The sequence below is a fragment of the Collinsella sp. BG-O-102 genome (genome assembly GCF_023656745.1).
Taxonomy (GTDB): Bacteria; Actinomycetota; Coriobacteriia; order Coriobacteriales; family Coriobacteriaceae; genus Collinsella.
This window is the reverse complement of record NZ_JAMOKO010000005.1, coordinates 85,659-100,666: the sequence shown is the minus strand read 5'-3', so window position 1 is coordinate 100,666 and position 15,008 is coordinate 85,659. Positions and strand designations below refer to the sequence as shown.

Here is a 15,008-nt window from a genome sequence, read left to right as displayed (position 1 = left end):
TTGCTCGAGGAGCTCCTCCTCGCGGGCGGGAGGGCGCGCAGGCGCGGCGAGCGCCTAGCGCGCGAACTCCCGTAAGAGCGCGTCTTCCACTTCCCGAAGCGAAAGGGCCCCGCCTCCCTCGGCGGGACGGGCGACCACGATACAGCGCGCTCCCACGTCGCGCGCGGAGGCGATCTTCTCGGCCGTGCCGCCTACGGTTCCCGAGTCCTTGGTCACAAGCCACTGGGCTCCCACCTGCCGAAGCATCGCCTCGTTGAGCTCGCGGGTGAAGGGCCCCTGCATGCCGATGACGTGCGACGGCGAAAACCCCGCGTCGATGCACTTCGTTATAGCACCGGGCAGCGGGAGCACACGCACGAAGAAGCGCTCCGCGAAATCGGCGACGCGCGTGTAGGGAGCAAGCTCCTTGCTCCCCGTCGTGAGAAGCGCGCGACCCGGGTTCTCGGAGAGAAAGCGCGCCGCGCAGGCGATCGACGCGACCGGCACGACGCCTTTGGGCAGCACCTCGGCCGGGCGCGCAAGGCGCAGGCATCGTGCACCCACGGCGAGCGAAGCGGCCCGGATGTTGCCGCTTGCGAGCGTAGCGAAGGGGTGCGTGGCATCGACGACGATGCGCGCGCCGGAAAGCTCGCGCTCCATGTCGGCCTCGTCGAGCCTGCCCGCATGCACCTCGATGCCCGGAAGCTCGCCCAAAAGCTCGCCTCCGTACTCGGTTGCCGCGTAGGCACGGGCGGGGATGCCCGCCCCGCTCGCCCATTCGCACAGAAGACGGCCCTCGGTGGTGCCGGCGAAGATGCGCAGCGCCGGCGCGGATGCGGGCGCCGTCACTTCGGGCCGCCTGGGCGCGTGATCTGGTAGAGCAGCGCGTTCATAATGGCAGCCGCCACGGTCGAGCCGCCCTTGCGACCCCTCGCGACGATGGCCGGCACGCGTCGCGCAAGTAGCTCCTCTTTCGCCTCGACCACATTCACAAACCCGACCGGCACCCCAACGACGAGCGCGGGCGCGATCTTCCCCGCGTCCATTAGCTCGGCGAGTCGCAGAAGTGCTGTGGGAGCGTTACCGACGGCCACGATGAGCGGACCCTCGATGCCGCAAGCTTTGTCCATGCTCGCAACGGCGCGAGTCGTGCCCGCGGCGCGCGCAGCCGCGGCGACATCAGGGTCGGCCATGTAGCACACGGCCTTGCAGCCGAGCTTCGCGAGCGCGGACTTGCTTATGCCTGCGAGCGCCATGTTCGTGTCGGTGAGCACCGTGGCCCCTGCGCGCAGTGCGTCGAGAGCACAGTGCGCGGCGTCATGGGTGAATACGAGGGAATCGGCGTACGAGAAGTCGGCAGTGGTGTGGATGACGCGCTTCAAGACGGGCTCTTCAAGCGGCGGGAACGTGCGGCCGCCGAGCTCTTCGGTGATGATCTCGAAGCTGCGCCGCTCGATGTCGCCGGGCGCCATCTCCTTGGAATCCATCTAGTACTCCACTCCTTCCCTTGCACCTATCCCCTGAGCGTAGGGGTGTTTCTCGCACCGCATCTCGGTTATGTAGTCGGCCTTCTCCACGATCTTGCGGGAAGGCGCGCGCCCGGTGAGCGCTACTTCGACGCCGCGCGCGGACATATCGAGCGCGCGGTCCACGAGTGCCTCGTCGACAAGCCCCTTCGAAAGCGCGTCGAGCGCCTCGTCGAGCACGAGCAGCCCCTCCTGCGCGCCCTCGAGCTCGGCGAGCGCGGAAGCGAGGTTCCCATCGTGCAGCTCGCACGTCGCGGCAAGTTCTTCCGACGTCATGGACCAGGTAAACTTTTCCGACACCTTCCCCGCGAACACGGGCACGCCGAAATGCTCGGCGAGCAGTCGCGCCTCCCCGCTTTCGCCGTCTTTCAGGAACTGCACGACGACGACGCGGCGGCCTGCGGCGAGCATGCGAAGGGCGAGGCCCATCGCCGCCGTGGTCTTGCCTTTGCCGTCGCCATGATACACGTGGATCATACGCCCTCCTCGATAATGCGGTAGACATACTCCATGTCGAGCGCCCCGCGCACGGAGTCGGCCAGACGGTCGAACTCGCGCGCACGGTGATCGGCCGCGGACACCGCGCCCGCAGCACCCACGACGCTCTCGGGCAGGCCGCGCATGCGCGCGAGCGAGCGCGCGAGGGCGAGTGCCACCCCCGGTTCGTCGAACAGGCCGTGGAGATAGGTTCCGAACACGTTTCCGCAGGCCGCGCCTTCTGGGTTGCCGCCAATCGTGCCCGCAGGGGCGCAGGAGACGGTCGTTTCGCCGTCGTGAATCTCGTACCCGCGCGCCGTCATGCCGTTCCACACCGAGAACGCGCCTTGGGCGCCCGTGATGCGCAGCTCCGACTGGGCGAGGCGCTTTTCCTCCTTGAACACCGTATTTGCAGGGATGAGCCCGAGCCCGCGCGCGGTGCCAGCGCCTTCCCTGCCGTGCGGGTCGGAAAGCTCGTCTCCCAAAAGCTGGTAGCCTCCGCATATGCCGAGCACCGGCGTGCCCGCGCCCGAAAGCGCACGTACACAGGCTCCGATGCCGCTAGCCGCAAGCCAGCGCGCGTCGTCGAGCGTGGACTTCGAGCCGGGAAGCACCACCAGGTCGGGTCGGCCCAGATCGGTCGTCGAGGAAACGTAGCGCACGCCCATGCCGGGCACGCGCGAAAGCGGGTCGAAGTCGGTGAAGTTCGACAGATGCGGAAGGCGCACGACGGCGACGTCGATGACGCCGCGCGCCTCGCGGGCAGATAGGCGCGGCGCGAGCGAGTCCTCGTCGTCCAGGTCGAGCGTAAGAAACGGCACGACCCCCACGACGGGAACCCCGCACATCTTCTCGAGCGGGGCCAAACCCGGGCGGAGGATTTCCACATCGCCGCGGAACTTGTTCACAACAAGCCCCCGCAAAAGCGCGCGATCCTCGGGCGCAAAGAGCGCGACCGTGCCGTAGAGCTGGGCAAATACCCCGCCTGGGTCGATGTCGCCCGCGAGCAGCACGGGGGAGGACACGGCGCGCGCGAGCCCCATGTTGACGATGTCGTTTTCGGCAAGGTTGATTTCGGCGGGGCTGCCGGCGCCCTCGATGACGATGACGTCGTTTTCCTCCGCGAGCGAATCGAACGACTCCAAAATCTGCGGCATGAGCGCCTTCTTTCGCGCGAAGTAGTCCCTCGCAGCGAAGGCTCCCTGCGCCTTGCCGGCCACGATGAGCTGGCTTCGGTGGTCGCTTTCGGGCTTGAGCAGGATGGGGTTCATACGCACGTCGGGCACGATGCCACACGCCTCGGCCTGCATGATCTGGGCGCGCCCCATCTCGAGCCCGTCGGCCGTGACACCGCTGTTGAGCGCCATGTTCTGGCTCTTGAAGGGAGCCACGCGCAGGCCGTCCTGCGAAAGCACACGGCACAGCCCCGCCGCAAGCAGGCTCTTCCCCGCGTTCGACATGGTGCCCTGGATCATGATGGGCTTCGCCCTACCCACGGGTATCGACCTCCTTCGTCGAGCCTCGGCCATACGCGCCCGCCATAGCGCCGCTGCAAGAAGCGCAGCCCCGTTTGTCGGGTTCGCCTTCGCCCGATGCGCCTTCCACCCGAAGCGCGCGGCCGAACGCCATCGCAAGCCGGGCATTCTCCTTGCGCGTGCGCACCGCGACGCGGCACCAGAAACGGGACAGTACCGAAAACGAGTCGCACGTGCGGACCAAAACCCCCTGTTTATACAGGCGCTCGGGGATGTCTTTCGCCGGTGTGCGGACTAAAAGGAAGTTCGCATCCGACGGCACGACGGAAAGCCCGAGCGAGGAGAGCTCGTGGGAAAGCCACGCTCGCTCGCCCGCCAATACATCGCGCGTGCGCGAGACGTATTCGACGTCTTCCAGGGCGGCGATACCCGCGGCCTCGGCGACCGAGGAGACGGGCCACGCCTGCCCCGCCCGGCGAATCCCCTCGAGGAGTTGGGCGTTTCCGCTGATCAGATATCCTAACCGCAACCCCGCCATTCCGTAGAGCTTGGTGAATGCGGAGAGCACGGCCACATGGCGCGAACACGCGGCGCGTGCGGCCACGCTCCTTTCGCGGGCGTCGGGCGCAAATCCGAGGAAGCACTCGTCCACGACGAGCAGCGCGCCCACCTGCTCGCAGCGGCAAGCCGCGGCATCGATCACGCGGGGGTCGACGAGGCGCCCCGTCGGGTTGTTCGGATTGCAGATGTACGCCACGTCTCCCGGCCCCTCGATCGCGCGGGCGAAGGAGGCGGGCACGTCGAAGTCGTCCGCTTCGGAGAGCGGGAACTCCTGCACGCATGCGCCGTAGTACGATGCCGCCTCCGCATATTCAGAGAACGTCGGCGCGCACACGACGATGCGTTTCGGGCGCACCGCCGCGGCGAGCCGCCAAATGATGTCGGACGCGCCCGCGCCGCAGACGATAGTATCTTCGGGAATGCCCTGGGCACGCGCTAGGGCGCGAACGAGGGCGAGGCTTTCCCTATCGGGGTAGGCGTCGATTCGAGAAAGCGCCTTGCAAGCTGCGGCAACGGCGCGCGGCGAGGGGCCTGCCGGATTCACGTTCACCGAGAAGTCAATGAGGTCGGAGGCGCCCCCTTCGCAAGCGATGCCGAGCGATTGCGTGCTACCCCCATGCGCACGGGCGCGCAGGATTCCCCCGGCAGCCCGGGACGCGGCGTGGTCTTCCCTCATACCATCGCCCCCACGGCGAGCACGACCGCCGCGCGTGCGGCACCGAAGACGACGAGCGCGCATACGGACGCGGCGAGCATGAGCCTAGTCGCCCGGGCGATGTCGCCCCACTCGATTTCGCGGGACGCGTCGCCTATCGTCGGTTTCTCAACGAGCTTGCCGAAATACACCGCGGGTCCTGCCAGGCGCAGCCCGAGCGCGCCCGCACACGCTGACTCGGTCTGCGCCGAGTTGGGGCTCGCATGGCGACGCCTGTCGCGGCGCCAGATGCGCGCCGCCCCGCGAGCATCGAGCCCGACGATCGGGCACACGGCGATCATGAGCAGGGCCGATAAGCGCGAGGGAATCCAGTTCACCGCATCGTCGAGGCGCGCCGAGGCGCAGCCGAAGTCGATGTAGCGCTCGTTTTTGTAGCCCACCATGCTGTCGAGCGTGTTCACCGCCTTGTACGCCATGCCCAAGGGCGCACCCCCGATCATAAGGTAGAAAAGCGGCGCGATGACGCCGTCGCTCGCGTTCTCCGCCACCGTTTCCACGGCGGCGCGCGCAACGCCCTGCTCGTCGAGAACAGACGTGTCGCGTCCCACGATGAGCCCGACGGCTTCGCGAGCCGCGACAAGGCCGCCCTTCGAGAACGCGCGGGCCACGGCCAGGCTCTGGCGGCGCAGCTCGCATGCCGCGAGAATCTGATAGCTCGCCCATGCCTCGGCCACGAAGCGCAAGCCGGGGTGAACCATGCCGCAAAGATGCAGGATTCCCAAGGTCAAAAGCCCACACGCAAGCGGAAGCGCCACGGCAAGCACAAGCCCTGCGGCGCGCGTGCCCGCGGACGTTTGCGGGAATGAGCCCCGCAGGCGGCCTTCGGCCCACGTGATCGCGCGCCCCATGGCGACAACGGGATGGGGAAGCCAGCGCGGGTCGCCGAAGGCAAGGTCGGCTGCGAACCCGGCGGCGGCGGCAAGAATCGTCATCACCGGGCATCGCCCCCCGAAGCGGGGCGAACGTCGCGAAGGCAGCGCCCATCCCAGGTGGCGGCCCATGCGCCGCCCGGCTCGGTATGCACGTCGAAATATCCCATTTTCGGGACAGCTAGCTCGGAGAGCAGCGCTTTCACGGTACCCGCGTGAACGACGAAGACGGCGCGCCCACTCCCCTGGGCGCGCTCCGATTCGCACGCCTCCCGAAACGCCGCGACGACGCGGCGGGTGAAATCGCTCTTGCCCTCGCCATGCGGGCAGCGCGTCTCGCACCAGGAGTCTACCCAGGCGCGGTAGCGCACATCCTCTTTAAGCTCGGCGGCGCTTCGCCCCTCGAAGTCACCGAAATCCATCTCGCGCAGACCGGGGCACGCCATAAGCTCCGCGTTCGGGAAGAGGATGCGCGCCGTCTGGTCGGTGCGGGCCATGCCGCTCGTGATAACACGGAACACGTCACGATCGCACGCGAGGTCGCGCAAAGCGCGCTCGCCCGCGCTCGACAGGGGCTCGTCGGTGCCCGCCCCGCTGTAGCGATGGTCTTCCGTGCCCGCCGTGGCACCATGGCGCACGAAGACGACCTCCAAAGGCGCGCCCGCGCCCTGCGTCCCTCGAGGAGCATCGGCAAGGTTTCCTTTGATGACCTGGGGAATCCCGCACGTCATGCGCACGACGACGTCGGCGCGCGCAGCGAGCGCGCATCCCAGGCGCCCCGCGCGCTCGCGCCATTGGGCGTCTTCCGCATGCATAGGGACGACCCCCGAGCCGACCAAGGACAGAATCACTGCGTCGAAGCCGATCAGCCGCTCGAGCGCCCGGTCAGCGTCGAGCGCGCGTACGAGTTCCTCAGCATGGTACGCGACGCGGCCGGCAAAAGCCGCGGGCACGCCGCCCTCCGCAAGCTGCGCCGCGTCGACGAAATCGTCCGCCGCGAACCCGAGCTTTTCGCGCACGAAGGTCCTCTTCCCCGAATGCGCGCCGCCTACCACGAGAATCATAGGAGCATACCCCCCGCCACCAGCATGGCAAGCATCGCGAGCTCGGCCCATTGCAGAAACCATCCGGCCAAATCCCCCGTCACCCCGCCGAAGCGGGACAGGGCAACATGACGGTACCACGCGAGCGCCAAAAGCCCCGCCACCGCCATAAGGGCGCCGACGGCCCGAGCGCACGCGACCATCCCTGCAGCCGAAGCCGCAGCGAAAGCGCAAAGCGGCACGACGATCGCCACGCGCTTCTTAGCAGGCGAGAGTCCCGCGGCCATGCCGTCCGCCCGCGCGGCAGGCCAGCATTCTACGGCGAGCCCCGAAAGCGCGCGGGAGAACACGAGCGAGCACAGAAGCGCGAGGAACGCCCCCGCCGTAAGCGGCAGCGCGGTGAACAGGGAAAACTGCAGAATAAGGTACATGACAACACCGATGACCCCGAAGGCGCCTGCCCGCGGGTCGTGCATGATCTCGAGCTTTCGCTCGCGCGGGGTCCAACTTGCAAGCGCATCGGAGGTGTCGCAGAGCCCGTCTAGGTGAATGCCTCCCGTCACCGCCACAGGCAGCGCCACGAGCACAGCCGCGACGATGGTCGCGGGCACGCCGAGCAGGTTCGCCACGTGCCCCCACGCCGTCATGAGGAAGCCTTCCGCAAGGCCCACCAGGGGAAACGCGGCAAGCGCATGGGTTGATCCGAAATCGGTCCAGGCCGATTTCGGGACGGGGATGCGCGAGAACGTTCCGAACGCCGCGCCGATTGCCTCTGCTATCTTCACCTTGTAGGTCCTTCGCCTTTCATCCACACGGGAATCCCGCATACCACTTCGACTGCGCGGTCGGCCAGCGCCGCCACGCCCGCGTTCACGCGCGCGAGCGCGCGCCTCCATGCCTCGGTCCCCTCATCGTAGCGCATCCCATCGGCGAACACGTCGACGGTGACCACCACCGTATACGCAGCGGCCTGAGCGAGCCGTTCGATGCCTCCGAGCACCTCGCGCGCCGCAGCGTCGGGGTCACGTGGGGACAAGCCGCCTTCCGCGAAAAGCTCGTTTGCAACCAGGTTGCCCACGTCCTCCAAAAGAAGCGTGCAGCCGCGCGGAAGCCCGGACACTGCGGCGCCCACGTCACGCGTGCGCTCGAGGGTGGAAAACCCCTTGCCCTCGCGCAGCGCCCGATGGCGCGCGATGCGGCGGGCGCCCTCTTCCCCGAAGGGCTCCATCGTTGCCAGGTACACGCGAGGGCCATCGTGCCCGAGGCACAGGGACTCGGCGTAGGCGCTCTTGCCGCTCACGGCGGCGCCGATGACGAGCGTCACCGTCATTTCCCGGCCTCGAAATGCTCGTAAGCAGCCATGCCAGTCGCCGTGAACGTCTTCCCATCCCGGTACACGCGCAGCGCCGAATCCAGAAGGGGCAGATACGCCATGGCGCCCGCGCCCTCGCCCAAGTGCATGCCTGCGTCGAGGGGTGCCTTAATGCCGATCTCGCGAAGGAGCTCCTGGCTTGCGGGTTCGCTTGATGCGTGGGTGCCCACGAGGTAGCCCAAGGCGTTAGGGCACAGGCGCGCCGCGCACAGGGCCGCCGTGCAGGATATGACCCCGTCGAGGAGCGCCGGCGCCTTCGAGGCCGCGGCCCCCAGGTAGAAGCCGCACATCGCCGCGATGTCGAAGCCGCCCACCTTCGAGAGCACGTCGATCGGGTCGGCGGGATCGGGAGAGTTCGCGTCGATAGCGCGCTCGACCACGTCGCGCTTGCGCGCGAACGAGGCGTCCGAGAGCCCCGCGCCGCGCCCGACGAGGCTCCGTGCGTCCGCCCGGAGGAGCACTGCGGCCACCGCCGCCGAGGTGGTCGTGTTGCCGATGCCCATCTCGCCCGCGGCGAGAAGGCGCACGCCGGCGCGGGCAAGCCCGCACGCGACGGCGATTCCGACTTCGATCGCGCGCACGGCCCCATCGCGAGACATAGCGGAACCGTGCGCGATATTACCGCTCCCCCGCCGCACGTTCGCGAGCACCATGCGCGCGTCTTCTATGCCCCGGGCCATACCCACGTCGACGGGCACGACCTCGGCATCCGCGAACGCCGCCATGCGGCAGGCACTCGTGGCCCCCTCGCACATGTTGCGCGCGACGGCTCGCGTCACGTCTTGCCCGCTTTGCGACACGCCTTCGGCAACGACCCCGTTGTCGGAGAAGAATACCGCGAGCGCACGGGGGAACTCGGCCACCACGGCGCTCCCCTGAGCTGCGGCGATACACGCGACGGCGTCTTCAAAGTCGCCCAATCCCCCCAAGGGGTGCGCGATGGAGTCCCACGCGGCGTACGCGGCGGCGCGGGCGCACTCGTCTGCGGGCGCGATCCGGGAGAGCGCGGCTTCGAGCACGGCGCCCGGCGCCGACGAGAACGCGCGCTCGACTTCCTCGCGGATACAGGCAAGCGCGGTTTCGGTTGCTTCAGCCATGCCGTCTCCTCTCTGCGAACGACGCTGCGGCAGACGCGAACGCGCGCGCAACGTCGGGGTTAGCAGGATAGTACACATGCGGGAAGCCCGCCACCAGGGACGGGGTGGTCGTCATGCACGGCCAGCCCTTGTCGCGCCGGGGCTTCTGCGCCCAGAAGTCGCCGCCCGGGCAGGTGGACTGCCAGTAGTGGAACTCGTGCGCGCGGATGCGTGTGCCGCGCGGCCCGTAGAGCCCGTCGCGTTGGGAAGTAAGCTCCACGTACCCGAAATGGGACAGCCTTCCCCCGTTCTCGTTTGCGCCCTCAAGGGCGCCCGCAACAGGCCAGCGCCGCCCCTCGCTATCGGCGATTTCGCGCTGCAGGTACAAAAACCCACCGCATTCGGCGACCGTCGGCATGCCGGATTCCACCGCGCGCCGCACCGCCTCGCGCATCGGCGCATTCTCGGAGAGCTTCCGCGCATGGAGCTCCGGGTAGCCGCCCCCCAGATAGAGGGCGCTTGTCCCCCGGGGCAACTCGCTATCACACAGGGGGCTGAAAAAGGCCAGCTCGCAACCCAGGTCCTCGAGCGCGCGCAGGTTCTCCTCGTAGTAGAACGAGAACGCCTCGTCACGCGCGACGGCGACGATGGGCCGCGCTCCCGCGATCGGCTCCAACAGGTAAGGTTCCTCGCGGATATCGGGTGCCGTCGCCGCTATTTCGAGCAAGCGGTCGACGTCGACGCTCTTTTCCACCAGCTCGGCCATCTTGTCGATGCGCGCGGAGAGCTGCTTGACTTCGTCGGCGGTCACAAGCCCCAGATGCCGGCTTTCGAGCGAGAACGCCTCGTCGGCGGGGATATTCCCCAAAACCGCGACGCCCGTGTGCTTCTCAATCGCAGGGGCCGCGTAGGCGCAGGCAGCGGCGCTCGTCTTGTTCAGCACGACGCCGCGCACGTTCGCACAAGGCAGGAACTCGGCGATGCCGCGGATTACGGCGGCGAGCGATAAAGACGCCCCGCGCCCGTTCACCACTAAAACGACCGGCGTTTCCGTGTCGCGCGCAACCTGATAGCTGCTCGCGTCGGCCACGCCGGGCGCCATGCCGTCGTAGAAACCCATGACCCCCTCGAGCACCGCGACATCCGCGCCCGCGCCACCGCGTGCGAGCAGGGCGCGCAGCGTCAGAGCGTCGGTGAAGAAGCCGTCTAAGTTACCCGAGCGCGCACCCACGACGCGGCGATGAAAGAGCGGGTCAATGTAGTCGGGGCCGCATTTGAAGGCCGCGCATGCAAGGCCGCGGCGCGCGAGCGCGCGCAGGAGCGCGCACGTTACGACCGTCTTGCCGCTCCCGCTCGAGGGCGCAGCGACCATAAAGCGCGGGATGGACGTGCTCACCGGGCGCCGCCTTCCCCACCTGCACCACGCGCGCTGACGAGGAACACGGGGTTTTGCGCCTTCATAAGATGGTGCGAGCCTACAGCCTCGGCGCGGGCGGCCGACACCTGGCACGCCTCGAACCCCTTAAAGCGCGAACCCGAGAGGAGCGCGCACGCCTCGGTGAGCGTCTCAACAGTGACGCATGGCACGCACAGGCGAACCTGCGAGTTCTTCTCGAGCGCTGCCTCCACGATGGAGGGAAGCTCGCCCGCGCTCCCGCCGACGAACACAGCGTCGGGAACGGGCAGTTTCGCGAGCGCTTCGGGGGCGACACCGGGGACCGCATGCACGTTGCCGCACCCGAATGCATCCGCGTTCTCTCGGATGAGCCGCACGCCGGCCGCGTTGCGCTCGACCGCCCATACCGACCCCGCTCGCGCGACGAGCGCCGCCTCGATCGACACGCTCCCCGTGCCGGCCCCGACGTCCCACACGGTGTCGGTAGCGGTAAGGCGCAGCTTCGCGAGCGCGACTGCGCGCACCTCCTGTTTGGTCATGGGAACGTCGCCGCGGATGAAGAGCTCGTCGGGAATGCCCGAGGAAGCGTACGGCCAGCGGGAACTCGCGGCGCGGGATGCGAACTCGATAAGCATCACGTTCAAGTCGTCGAACGTCTGACCTGCGATTTCACTTGCTGTCGCGCAGGTGATGCGCTCGTCGGGGTACGACAGGCGCTCGGCCACCGTCACACGCGCGTCCCCGAAGCCCGCCTGCACAAGCTCGCCCGAAAGCCTCGAGGGGTCTTCCCCGCCCGACGTGACGAGGAAGAGCTCGCCTGCGCGCTCGGCCTCGGCCACGATATCGCACGCCGCGCCGTGAGCGCTCGCGAAGCGCCAATCCTGCCATGGACGCGCGAGGCGCGCGGCGAGATACGACGCTGAGCTTATGCCGGGAACAACGCGCACGTCCACCTGCGCGTCGCCGGAGAGCGCCTCCACCAGGCGGCGCGCGCCGCTGAACAGCCCCACATCGCCCGTCATCACGACCACGGCGCGCCGCCACGACGCCGCATCGGTGAGCGCGGCGACGATGTCCGCCGTCTTCACGAGCTCGCATCTCACCACGTCGGGCGGCACGTCGATGCCGGCAAGCGCGCGATGAGCGCCGATGACCACGTCAGCGATGTCGATCGCGTCGAGCGCCGCGCGCGAGAGCAAGTCGGGGTTTCCGGGCCCCGCCCCGATGATCGTTACCTTTCGCATGGAATCTCCCGATACCCGCGCGGCGTGACCATACGGCCGCCTGCGAGCTTCGTGTCAGCGTTGCCGACGAACACGGTGGTGAACATGTCGGCGTCGATCTCCCCCAGCTCGGAGAGCCTGCACATGCCCGACTGCTGCCCCTCGCGCCCGATGTTGCGTACCCAGCCGCAGAGCGTGTCGGGGGCCTTCCATTCGAGCATAATCTTCGCCGCGCGCGAGAGCCTGTCGGCGCGCTTTCTGCTGCGCGGGTTGTACAAACAGATGCAGAAGTCGGCGCTCGCCACGGCGGCGAGCCTGCGCTCGATGACCTCCCACGGCGTGAGCAGGTCGGAGAGCGACACGACCGCGAAGTCGTGGGCAAGCGGGGCGCCGAGCACCGCCGACCCGCTCTGAGCCGCGGTGGCCCCGGCGATAACTTCCACGTCTACATCGGGGTAGTCCTCCGCAAGCTCCAGCACGGGGCTCGCCATGCCGTACACGCCCGCATCACCGCTGCACACGAGCGCCACGGATTCTCCGCTCTGCGCGCGCGAAAGCGCCAGGCGGCACCGTTCGACCTCGTGCATCATCGGCGTCGCGAGATGCGCCGCGTCGGGCACGGCGGCGAGCGCGAGCTCCACGTATTTCGTGTACCCCACAACGATGTCGGCCGCCTCGAGCGCGCGCCGAGCCGCAATCGTCATGCCGTCGGGGCCGCCCGGGCCGATCCCCACCACGAAGAGCTTTCCCATCACCGCTCCTTAAACGAAAGTTCGATAGTTACCTTGGAAAACGCGACGGTCACGCCGCCGTGAGCGAGCTTCGGGAAGATAAGTTTGCCCCCGTCCGCGAGCGCCGCGCGCTCGCACACGTTGTCGACCCCCACCGTCGCGCGCACGAAATCAGATGGCGAAACGCTGCCTTCGACCTGCGACAACTCCTCTGCGGAATACGTCGCAAGCGGGATATTGCGCGCGCGGCAGAAGGCGAGCAGACCCTCCTCGTGCGCCTTCACGTCGATCGTCGCCGCCTCGCGCACGGCCGAAGGCGAGATGCCCGCCTGCCCGCACGCGAGAAGAAACGCCTCCCCGATCGCTTCGGCGCACGCACCGCGACGGCACCCTATGCCCGCAACGATGCAGGGCACGACAAGGCGAAGCGGCTCGGGCGAAGGCGCCTGCGCCCGCACGCCCGCCGGCTTCCCCGTCTCACCGGCGGGCACGACCTCGCCCGTTGTCTCCGCCGCGCGAACGGACGCACCTGCATTCGCGCCAGCGAACGGCGACACGACGATATCGGCCCGAGCGCGGTCGGACGCAATGTCAACCCCCTCAGGCGGCTGTCCCGAAATCGGCATGTCGGAATAGAGCGCCACGCGCCCACCCGAAAGCAGCCGCGCCGACACTCGCTTGATGGCCTCGGGATTCGAAACGGCGAGCCCCGCACAGCGCGCCCACGTATCAACCGCCCACACGCCGCGGACGTCGGTCGCCGTGGTGATGACGGGGATGGCCCCTGCCGCGCGAGCCACAGTTTGCGCAAGCTCGTTCGCACCGCCCAAATGCCCCGACAAAAGCGGGACGGCAAAGCGCCCCGCCTCGTCGATCACCACAACCGCGGAATCGCTTGCCTTCGAGACGACATGCGGCGCGATCGCCCGCACGGCGATGCCCGCCGCGCCCACGAACAGAAGCGCGTCCGACGCTTCCCACGCGAGCGCCGTCCATGCGCGCAGGTCGGCCTTCCCCTCGCCGAACCCGCGCGAAACGGAAACGTCCCAGCCAGGGTCATCTTCACCTGTCTGCGCGCAATCGGAAAGCGCGCGTGCGGTGCGCTCCGCCAACGCATACCCCCTCTCAGTGAACGCTATGCAGGAAACCCTCATCTAGCGCACCACCATCGTCGAGAAGTAGCTGCCCCGATCGGGCACATCGTCGAGCGAGCGGTACACGCGCTCGCCCGGAAGTCCACAGTCCTCTACGAGCTCGGCACCGTCGAAGGCGCCCTCCTCGCGAAGGATGCGCTTCATGTCCGCAAGCGAGCGGCGCGCCTTCATGACCACCTTCGTCCCCGGCCAGCCGATTGCGCGGCCTACCCCGTACAGCACGCCTTTACTCATAGGTCGCCCCCAATTCCCCGATGACTGCATCGGCGCCCGACGTGCGGAAAAGCTCGCGGCGCTCGGCGTCGAACACGACCGCGGCGATGTCGCATGCGCCCGCCGCGCGACGGCGCAACCTGTCCTCGATTGCCGCAGCGAGCGAAGCGCGCGCAGCGTCCCCCACGCCGGCGGCCTCGATTACCTCGAGCGCCGCCGCGGTCGTGACAGACGACATGATCTCGCGCACGGTCTTCGCGCCCGCGCCGGCCAAGGCCGCGTGGGCGGCCAGAATCTCCGCGCGGCAGTCGGCGGTACGCGAATGGGTGTCCATGATGCCGCCAGCGACCTTCACCAGCTTGCCGATGTGTCCCACAAGAAGGACATTGGTGAATCCCTCGCGAACGCAGCAATCAATCGCATCGCCCACAAAGTTGGAGATGAAGACCACCGGCGCACCGTTTAGGTGGAAATGCCCCGAGATGAACTGCCCGCCGTAGTTGCCGGGCGTGAGCACGACTCCGCGCCGCCCCATAGCCGCATGCTGCCGAATCTCGAGCTCGATGCTGTCACGCAAGGCAGCGAGGCTGCGCGGCTCGACGATGCCCGTCGTTCCCAGGATGGAGATGCCGTCCTCTATCCCCAGGTGCGGGTTGAAGGTCTTTTCGGCAAGGGCCACACCCTCGGGTACCGAAATCGTCACAGCAATGTTTCCAGAAAAACCGTGCGCGGCGCACACCTCACGCACCGCCGAAGTAATCATCGCGCGCGGCGTCGCGTTGATGGCGGCCGCCCCCACCGGCTGCTCGAGCCCGGGCAACGTCACGCGCCCCACGCCCACGCCGCCATCGACGGAAACTTCCGATTCGTGCGCGGGCACGTCCTTGCTGCCCGCAGTACCCGTGCCCGACCCCGCATGTTCCACGCGCGCGTACACGAGCACGCCGTCGGTCACATCGGCGTCGTCGCCTGCATCCTTTCGCACGGCGCACTGGGCGCACCCCTCGCCGATGTATGCATCGACCACGTCCGTCTCGACGGGCAGCCCGCCGGGGGTGACGATCGACACGCGGCCGACGGGCTTTCGTGACAAGAGCATCTCGCAGGCCGCCTTCGCCGCGAGCGCGGCGCAGCTCCCCGTGGTATAGCCGCAGCGCAGGCGGGTCGTCCCGGTATATATGTAGTGCTCGAAGGCCAC

At 68.3% G+C, this 15,008-nt stretch carries 16 protein-coding genes; all 16 read right to left on the bottom strand.

Annotation, left to right across the window (positions count from 1 at the left end; translation table 11 throughout):
• Positions 1-54: 54 nt before the first annotated feature.
• Genes cobK through cbiD form a run of 16 tightly spaced genes read right to left on the bottom strand, consistent with a single transcriptional unit; the run spans position 55 to position 15,008 of the window.
• Positions 55-828, bottom strand: coding sequence for a precorrin-6A reductase (gene cobK / locus NBH09_RS03985; protein WP_250787125.1), 774 nt, complete (start codon positions 826-828; stop codon positions 55-57).
• Positions 825-1,466, bottom strand: coding sequence for a precorrin-8X methylmutase (locus tag NBH09_RS03980; protein ID WP_250787124.1), 642 nt, complete (start codon positions 1,464-1,466; stop codon positions 825-827). Before NBH09_RS03980 ends, cobK begins: the two co-directional genes overlap by 4 nt.
• On the bottom strand, positions 1,467-1,982 hold the full coding sequence (locus NBH09_RS03975; RefSeq protein WP_250787123.1) for a cob(I)yrinic acid a,c-diamide adenosyltransferase: 516 nt from the start codon (positions 1,980-1,982) through the stop codon (positions 1,467-1,469).
• On the bottom strand, positions 1,979-3,478 hold the full coding sequence (locus NBH09_RS03970; RefSeq protein WP_250787122.1) for a cobyric acid synthase: 1,500 nt from the start codon (positions 3,476-3,478) through the stop codon (positions 1,979-1,981). Before NBH09_RS03970 ends, NBH09_RS03975 begins: the two co-directional genes overlap by 4 nt.
• Positions 3,471-4,694, bottom strand: a complete 1,224-nt coding sequence (locus NBH09_RS03965) for a pyridoxal phosphate-dependent aminotransferase (RefSeq protein ID WP_250787121.1) — start codon at positions 4,692-4,694, stop codon at positions 3,471-3,473. Before NBH09_RS03965 ends, NBH09_RS03970 begins: the two co-directional genes overlap by 8 nt.
• Positions 4,691-5,665, bottom strand: coding sequence for an adenosylcobinamide-phosphate synthase CbiB (gene cbiB / locus NBH09_RS03960; RefSeq protein WP_250787120.1), 975 nt, complete (start codon positions 5,663-5,665; stop codon positions 4,691-4,693). The genes NBH09_RS03965 and cbiB overlap by 4 nt, the downstream gene beginning before the upstream one ends.
• Positions 5,665-6,666: a histidine phosphatase family protein gene (locus NBH09_RS03955; RefSeq protein ID WP_250787119.1), complete on the bottom strand. Its 1,002-nt coding sequence runs from the start codon at positions 6,664-6,666 to the stop codon at positions 5,665-5,667. Before NBH09_RS03955 ends, cbiB begins: the two co-directional genes overlap by 1 nt.
• On the bottom strand, positions 6,663-7,472 hold the full coding sequence (locus tag NBH09_RS03950; protein WP_250787118.1) for an adenosylcobinamide-GDP ribazoletransferase: 810 nt from the start codon (positions 7,470-7,472) through the stop codon (positions 6,663-6,665). Before NBH09_RS03950 ends, NBH09_RS03955 begins: the two co-directional genes overlap by 4 nt.
• The gene (locus tag NBH09_RS03945) at positions 7,427-7,975 is read right to left on the bottom strand and encodes a bifunctional adenosylcobinamide kinase/adenosylcobinamide-phosphate guanylyltransferase (protein WP_250787117.1); all 549 of its coding nucleotides are present in this window, start codon (positions 7,973-7,975) and stop codon (positions 7,427-7,429) included. Before NBH09_RS03945 ends, NBH09_RS03950 begins: the two co-directional genes overlap by 46 nt.
• A complete protein-coding gene (locus NBH09_RS03940) occupies positions 7,972-9,114 on the bottom strand; it encodes a nicotinate-nucleotide--dimethylbenzimidazole phosphoribosyltransferase (protein WP_250787116.1) in 1,143 nt (380 codons plus the stop codon). Before NBH09_RS03940 ends, NBH09_RS03945 begins: the two co-directional genes overlap by 4 nt.
• Positions 9,107-10,489 carry a cobyrinic acid a,c-diamide synthase CobB gene (locus NBH09_RS03935; RefSeq protein WP_250787115.1) on the bottom strand — a complete coding sequence of 461 codons (1,383 nt, stop codon included), beginning with the start codon at positions 10,487-10,489 and terminating at the stop codon, positions 9,107-9,109. The genes NBH09_RS03940 and NBH09_RS03935 overlap by 8 nt, the downstream gene beginning before the upstream one ends.
• Entirely contained in the window at positions 10,486-11,733 is a 1,248-nt protein-coding gene (cbiE, locus tag NBH09_RS03930) for a precorrin-6y C5,15-methyltransferase (decarboxylating) subunit CbiE (RefSeq protein ID WP_250787114.1), read from the bottom strand. Before cbiE ends, NBH09_RS03935 begins: the two co-directional genes overlap by 4 nt.
• Positions 11,721-12,464 (bottom strand): precorrin-3B C(17)-methyltransferase, encoded by a 744-nt coding sequence (gene cobJ, locus NBH09_RS03925; RefSeq protein WP_284703090.1) that lies wholly within the window; start codon positions 12,462-12,464, stop codon positions 11,721-11,723. The genes cbiE and cobJ overlap by 13 nt, the downstream gene beginning before the upstream one ends.
• Positions 12,464-13,597 carry a cobalt-precorrin 5A hydrolase gene (locus tag NBH09_RS03920; protein WP_250787113.1) on the bottom strand — a complete coding sequence of 378 codons (1,134 nt, stop codon included), beginning with the start codon at positions 13,595-13,597 and terminating at the stop codon, positions 12,464-12,466. Before NBH09_RS03920 ends, cobJ begins: the two co-directional genes overlap by 1 nt.
• The gene (locus tag NBH09_RS03915; RefSeq protein WP_199409454.1) at positions 13,598-13,831 is read right to left on the bottom strand and encodes an SAM-dependent methyltransferase; all 234 of its coding nucleotides are present in this window, start codon (positions 13,829-13,831) and stop codon (positions 13,598-13,600) included.
• On the bottom strand, positions 13,824-15,008 hold the full coding sequence (gene cbiD / locus NBH09_RS03910; RefSeq protein ID WP_250787112.1) for a cobalt-precorrin-5B (C(1))-methyltransferase CbiD: 1,185 nt from the start codon (positions 15,006-15,008) through the stop codon (positions 13,824-13,826). Before cbiD ends, NBH09_RS03915 begins: the two co-directional genes overlap by 8 nt.

Bases quoted from the DNA above. Each gene is read 5' to 3' on its own strand.
- NBH09_RS03980 (WP_250787124.1), bottom strand. From the start codon at position 1,466: ATGGATTCCAAGGAGATGGCGCCCGGCGACATCGAGCGGCGCAGCTTC.
- NBH09_RS03975 (WP_250787123.1), bottom strand. From the start codon at position 1,982: ATGATCCACGTGTATCATGGCGACGGCAAAGGCAAGACCACGGCGGCG.
- NBH09_RS03965 (WP_250787121.1), bottom strand. From the start codon at position 4,694: ATGAGGGAAGACCACGCCGCGTCCCGGGCTGCCGGGGGAATCCTGCGC.
- cbiB (WP_250787120.1), bottom strand. From the start codon at position 5,665: ATGACGATTCTTGCCGCCGCCGCCGGGTTCGCAGCCGACCTTGCCTTC.
- NBH09_RS03955 (WP_250787119.1), bottom strand. From the start codon at position 6,666: ATGATTCTCGTGGTAGGCGGCGCGCATTCGGGGAAGAGGACCTTCGTG.
- NBH09_RS03950 (WP_250787118.1), bottom strand. From the start codon at position 7,472: ATGCGGGATTCCCGTGTGGATGAAAGGCGAAGGACCTACAAGGTGAAG.
- NBH09_RS03945 (WP_250787117.1), bottom strand. From the start codon at position 7,975: ATGACGGTGACGCTCGTCATCGGCGCCGCCGTGAGCGGCAAGAGCGCC.
- NBH09_RS03940 (WP_250787116.1), bottom strand. From the start codon at position 9,114: ATGGCTGAAGCAACCGAAACCGCGCTTGCCTGTATCCGCGAGGAAGTC.
- cbiE (WP_250787114.1), bottom strand. From the start codon at position 11,733: ATGCGAAAGGTAACGATCATCGGGGCGGGGCCCGGAAACCCCGACTTG.
- cobJ (WP_284703090.1), bottom strand. From the start codon at position 12,464: ATGGGAAAGCTCTTCGTGGTGGGGATCGGCCCGGGCGGCCCCGACGGC.
- NBH09_RS03920 (WP_250787113.1), bottom strand. From the start codon at position 13,597: ATGAGGGTTTCCTGCATAGCGTTCACTGAGAGGGGGTATGCGTTGGCG.
- NBH09_RS03915 (WP_199409454.1), bottom strand. From the start codon at position 13,831: ATGAGTAAAGGCGTGCTGTACGGGGTAGGCCGCGCAATCGGCTGGCCG.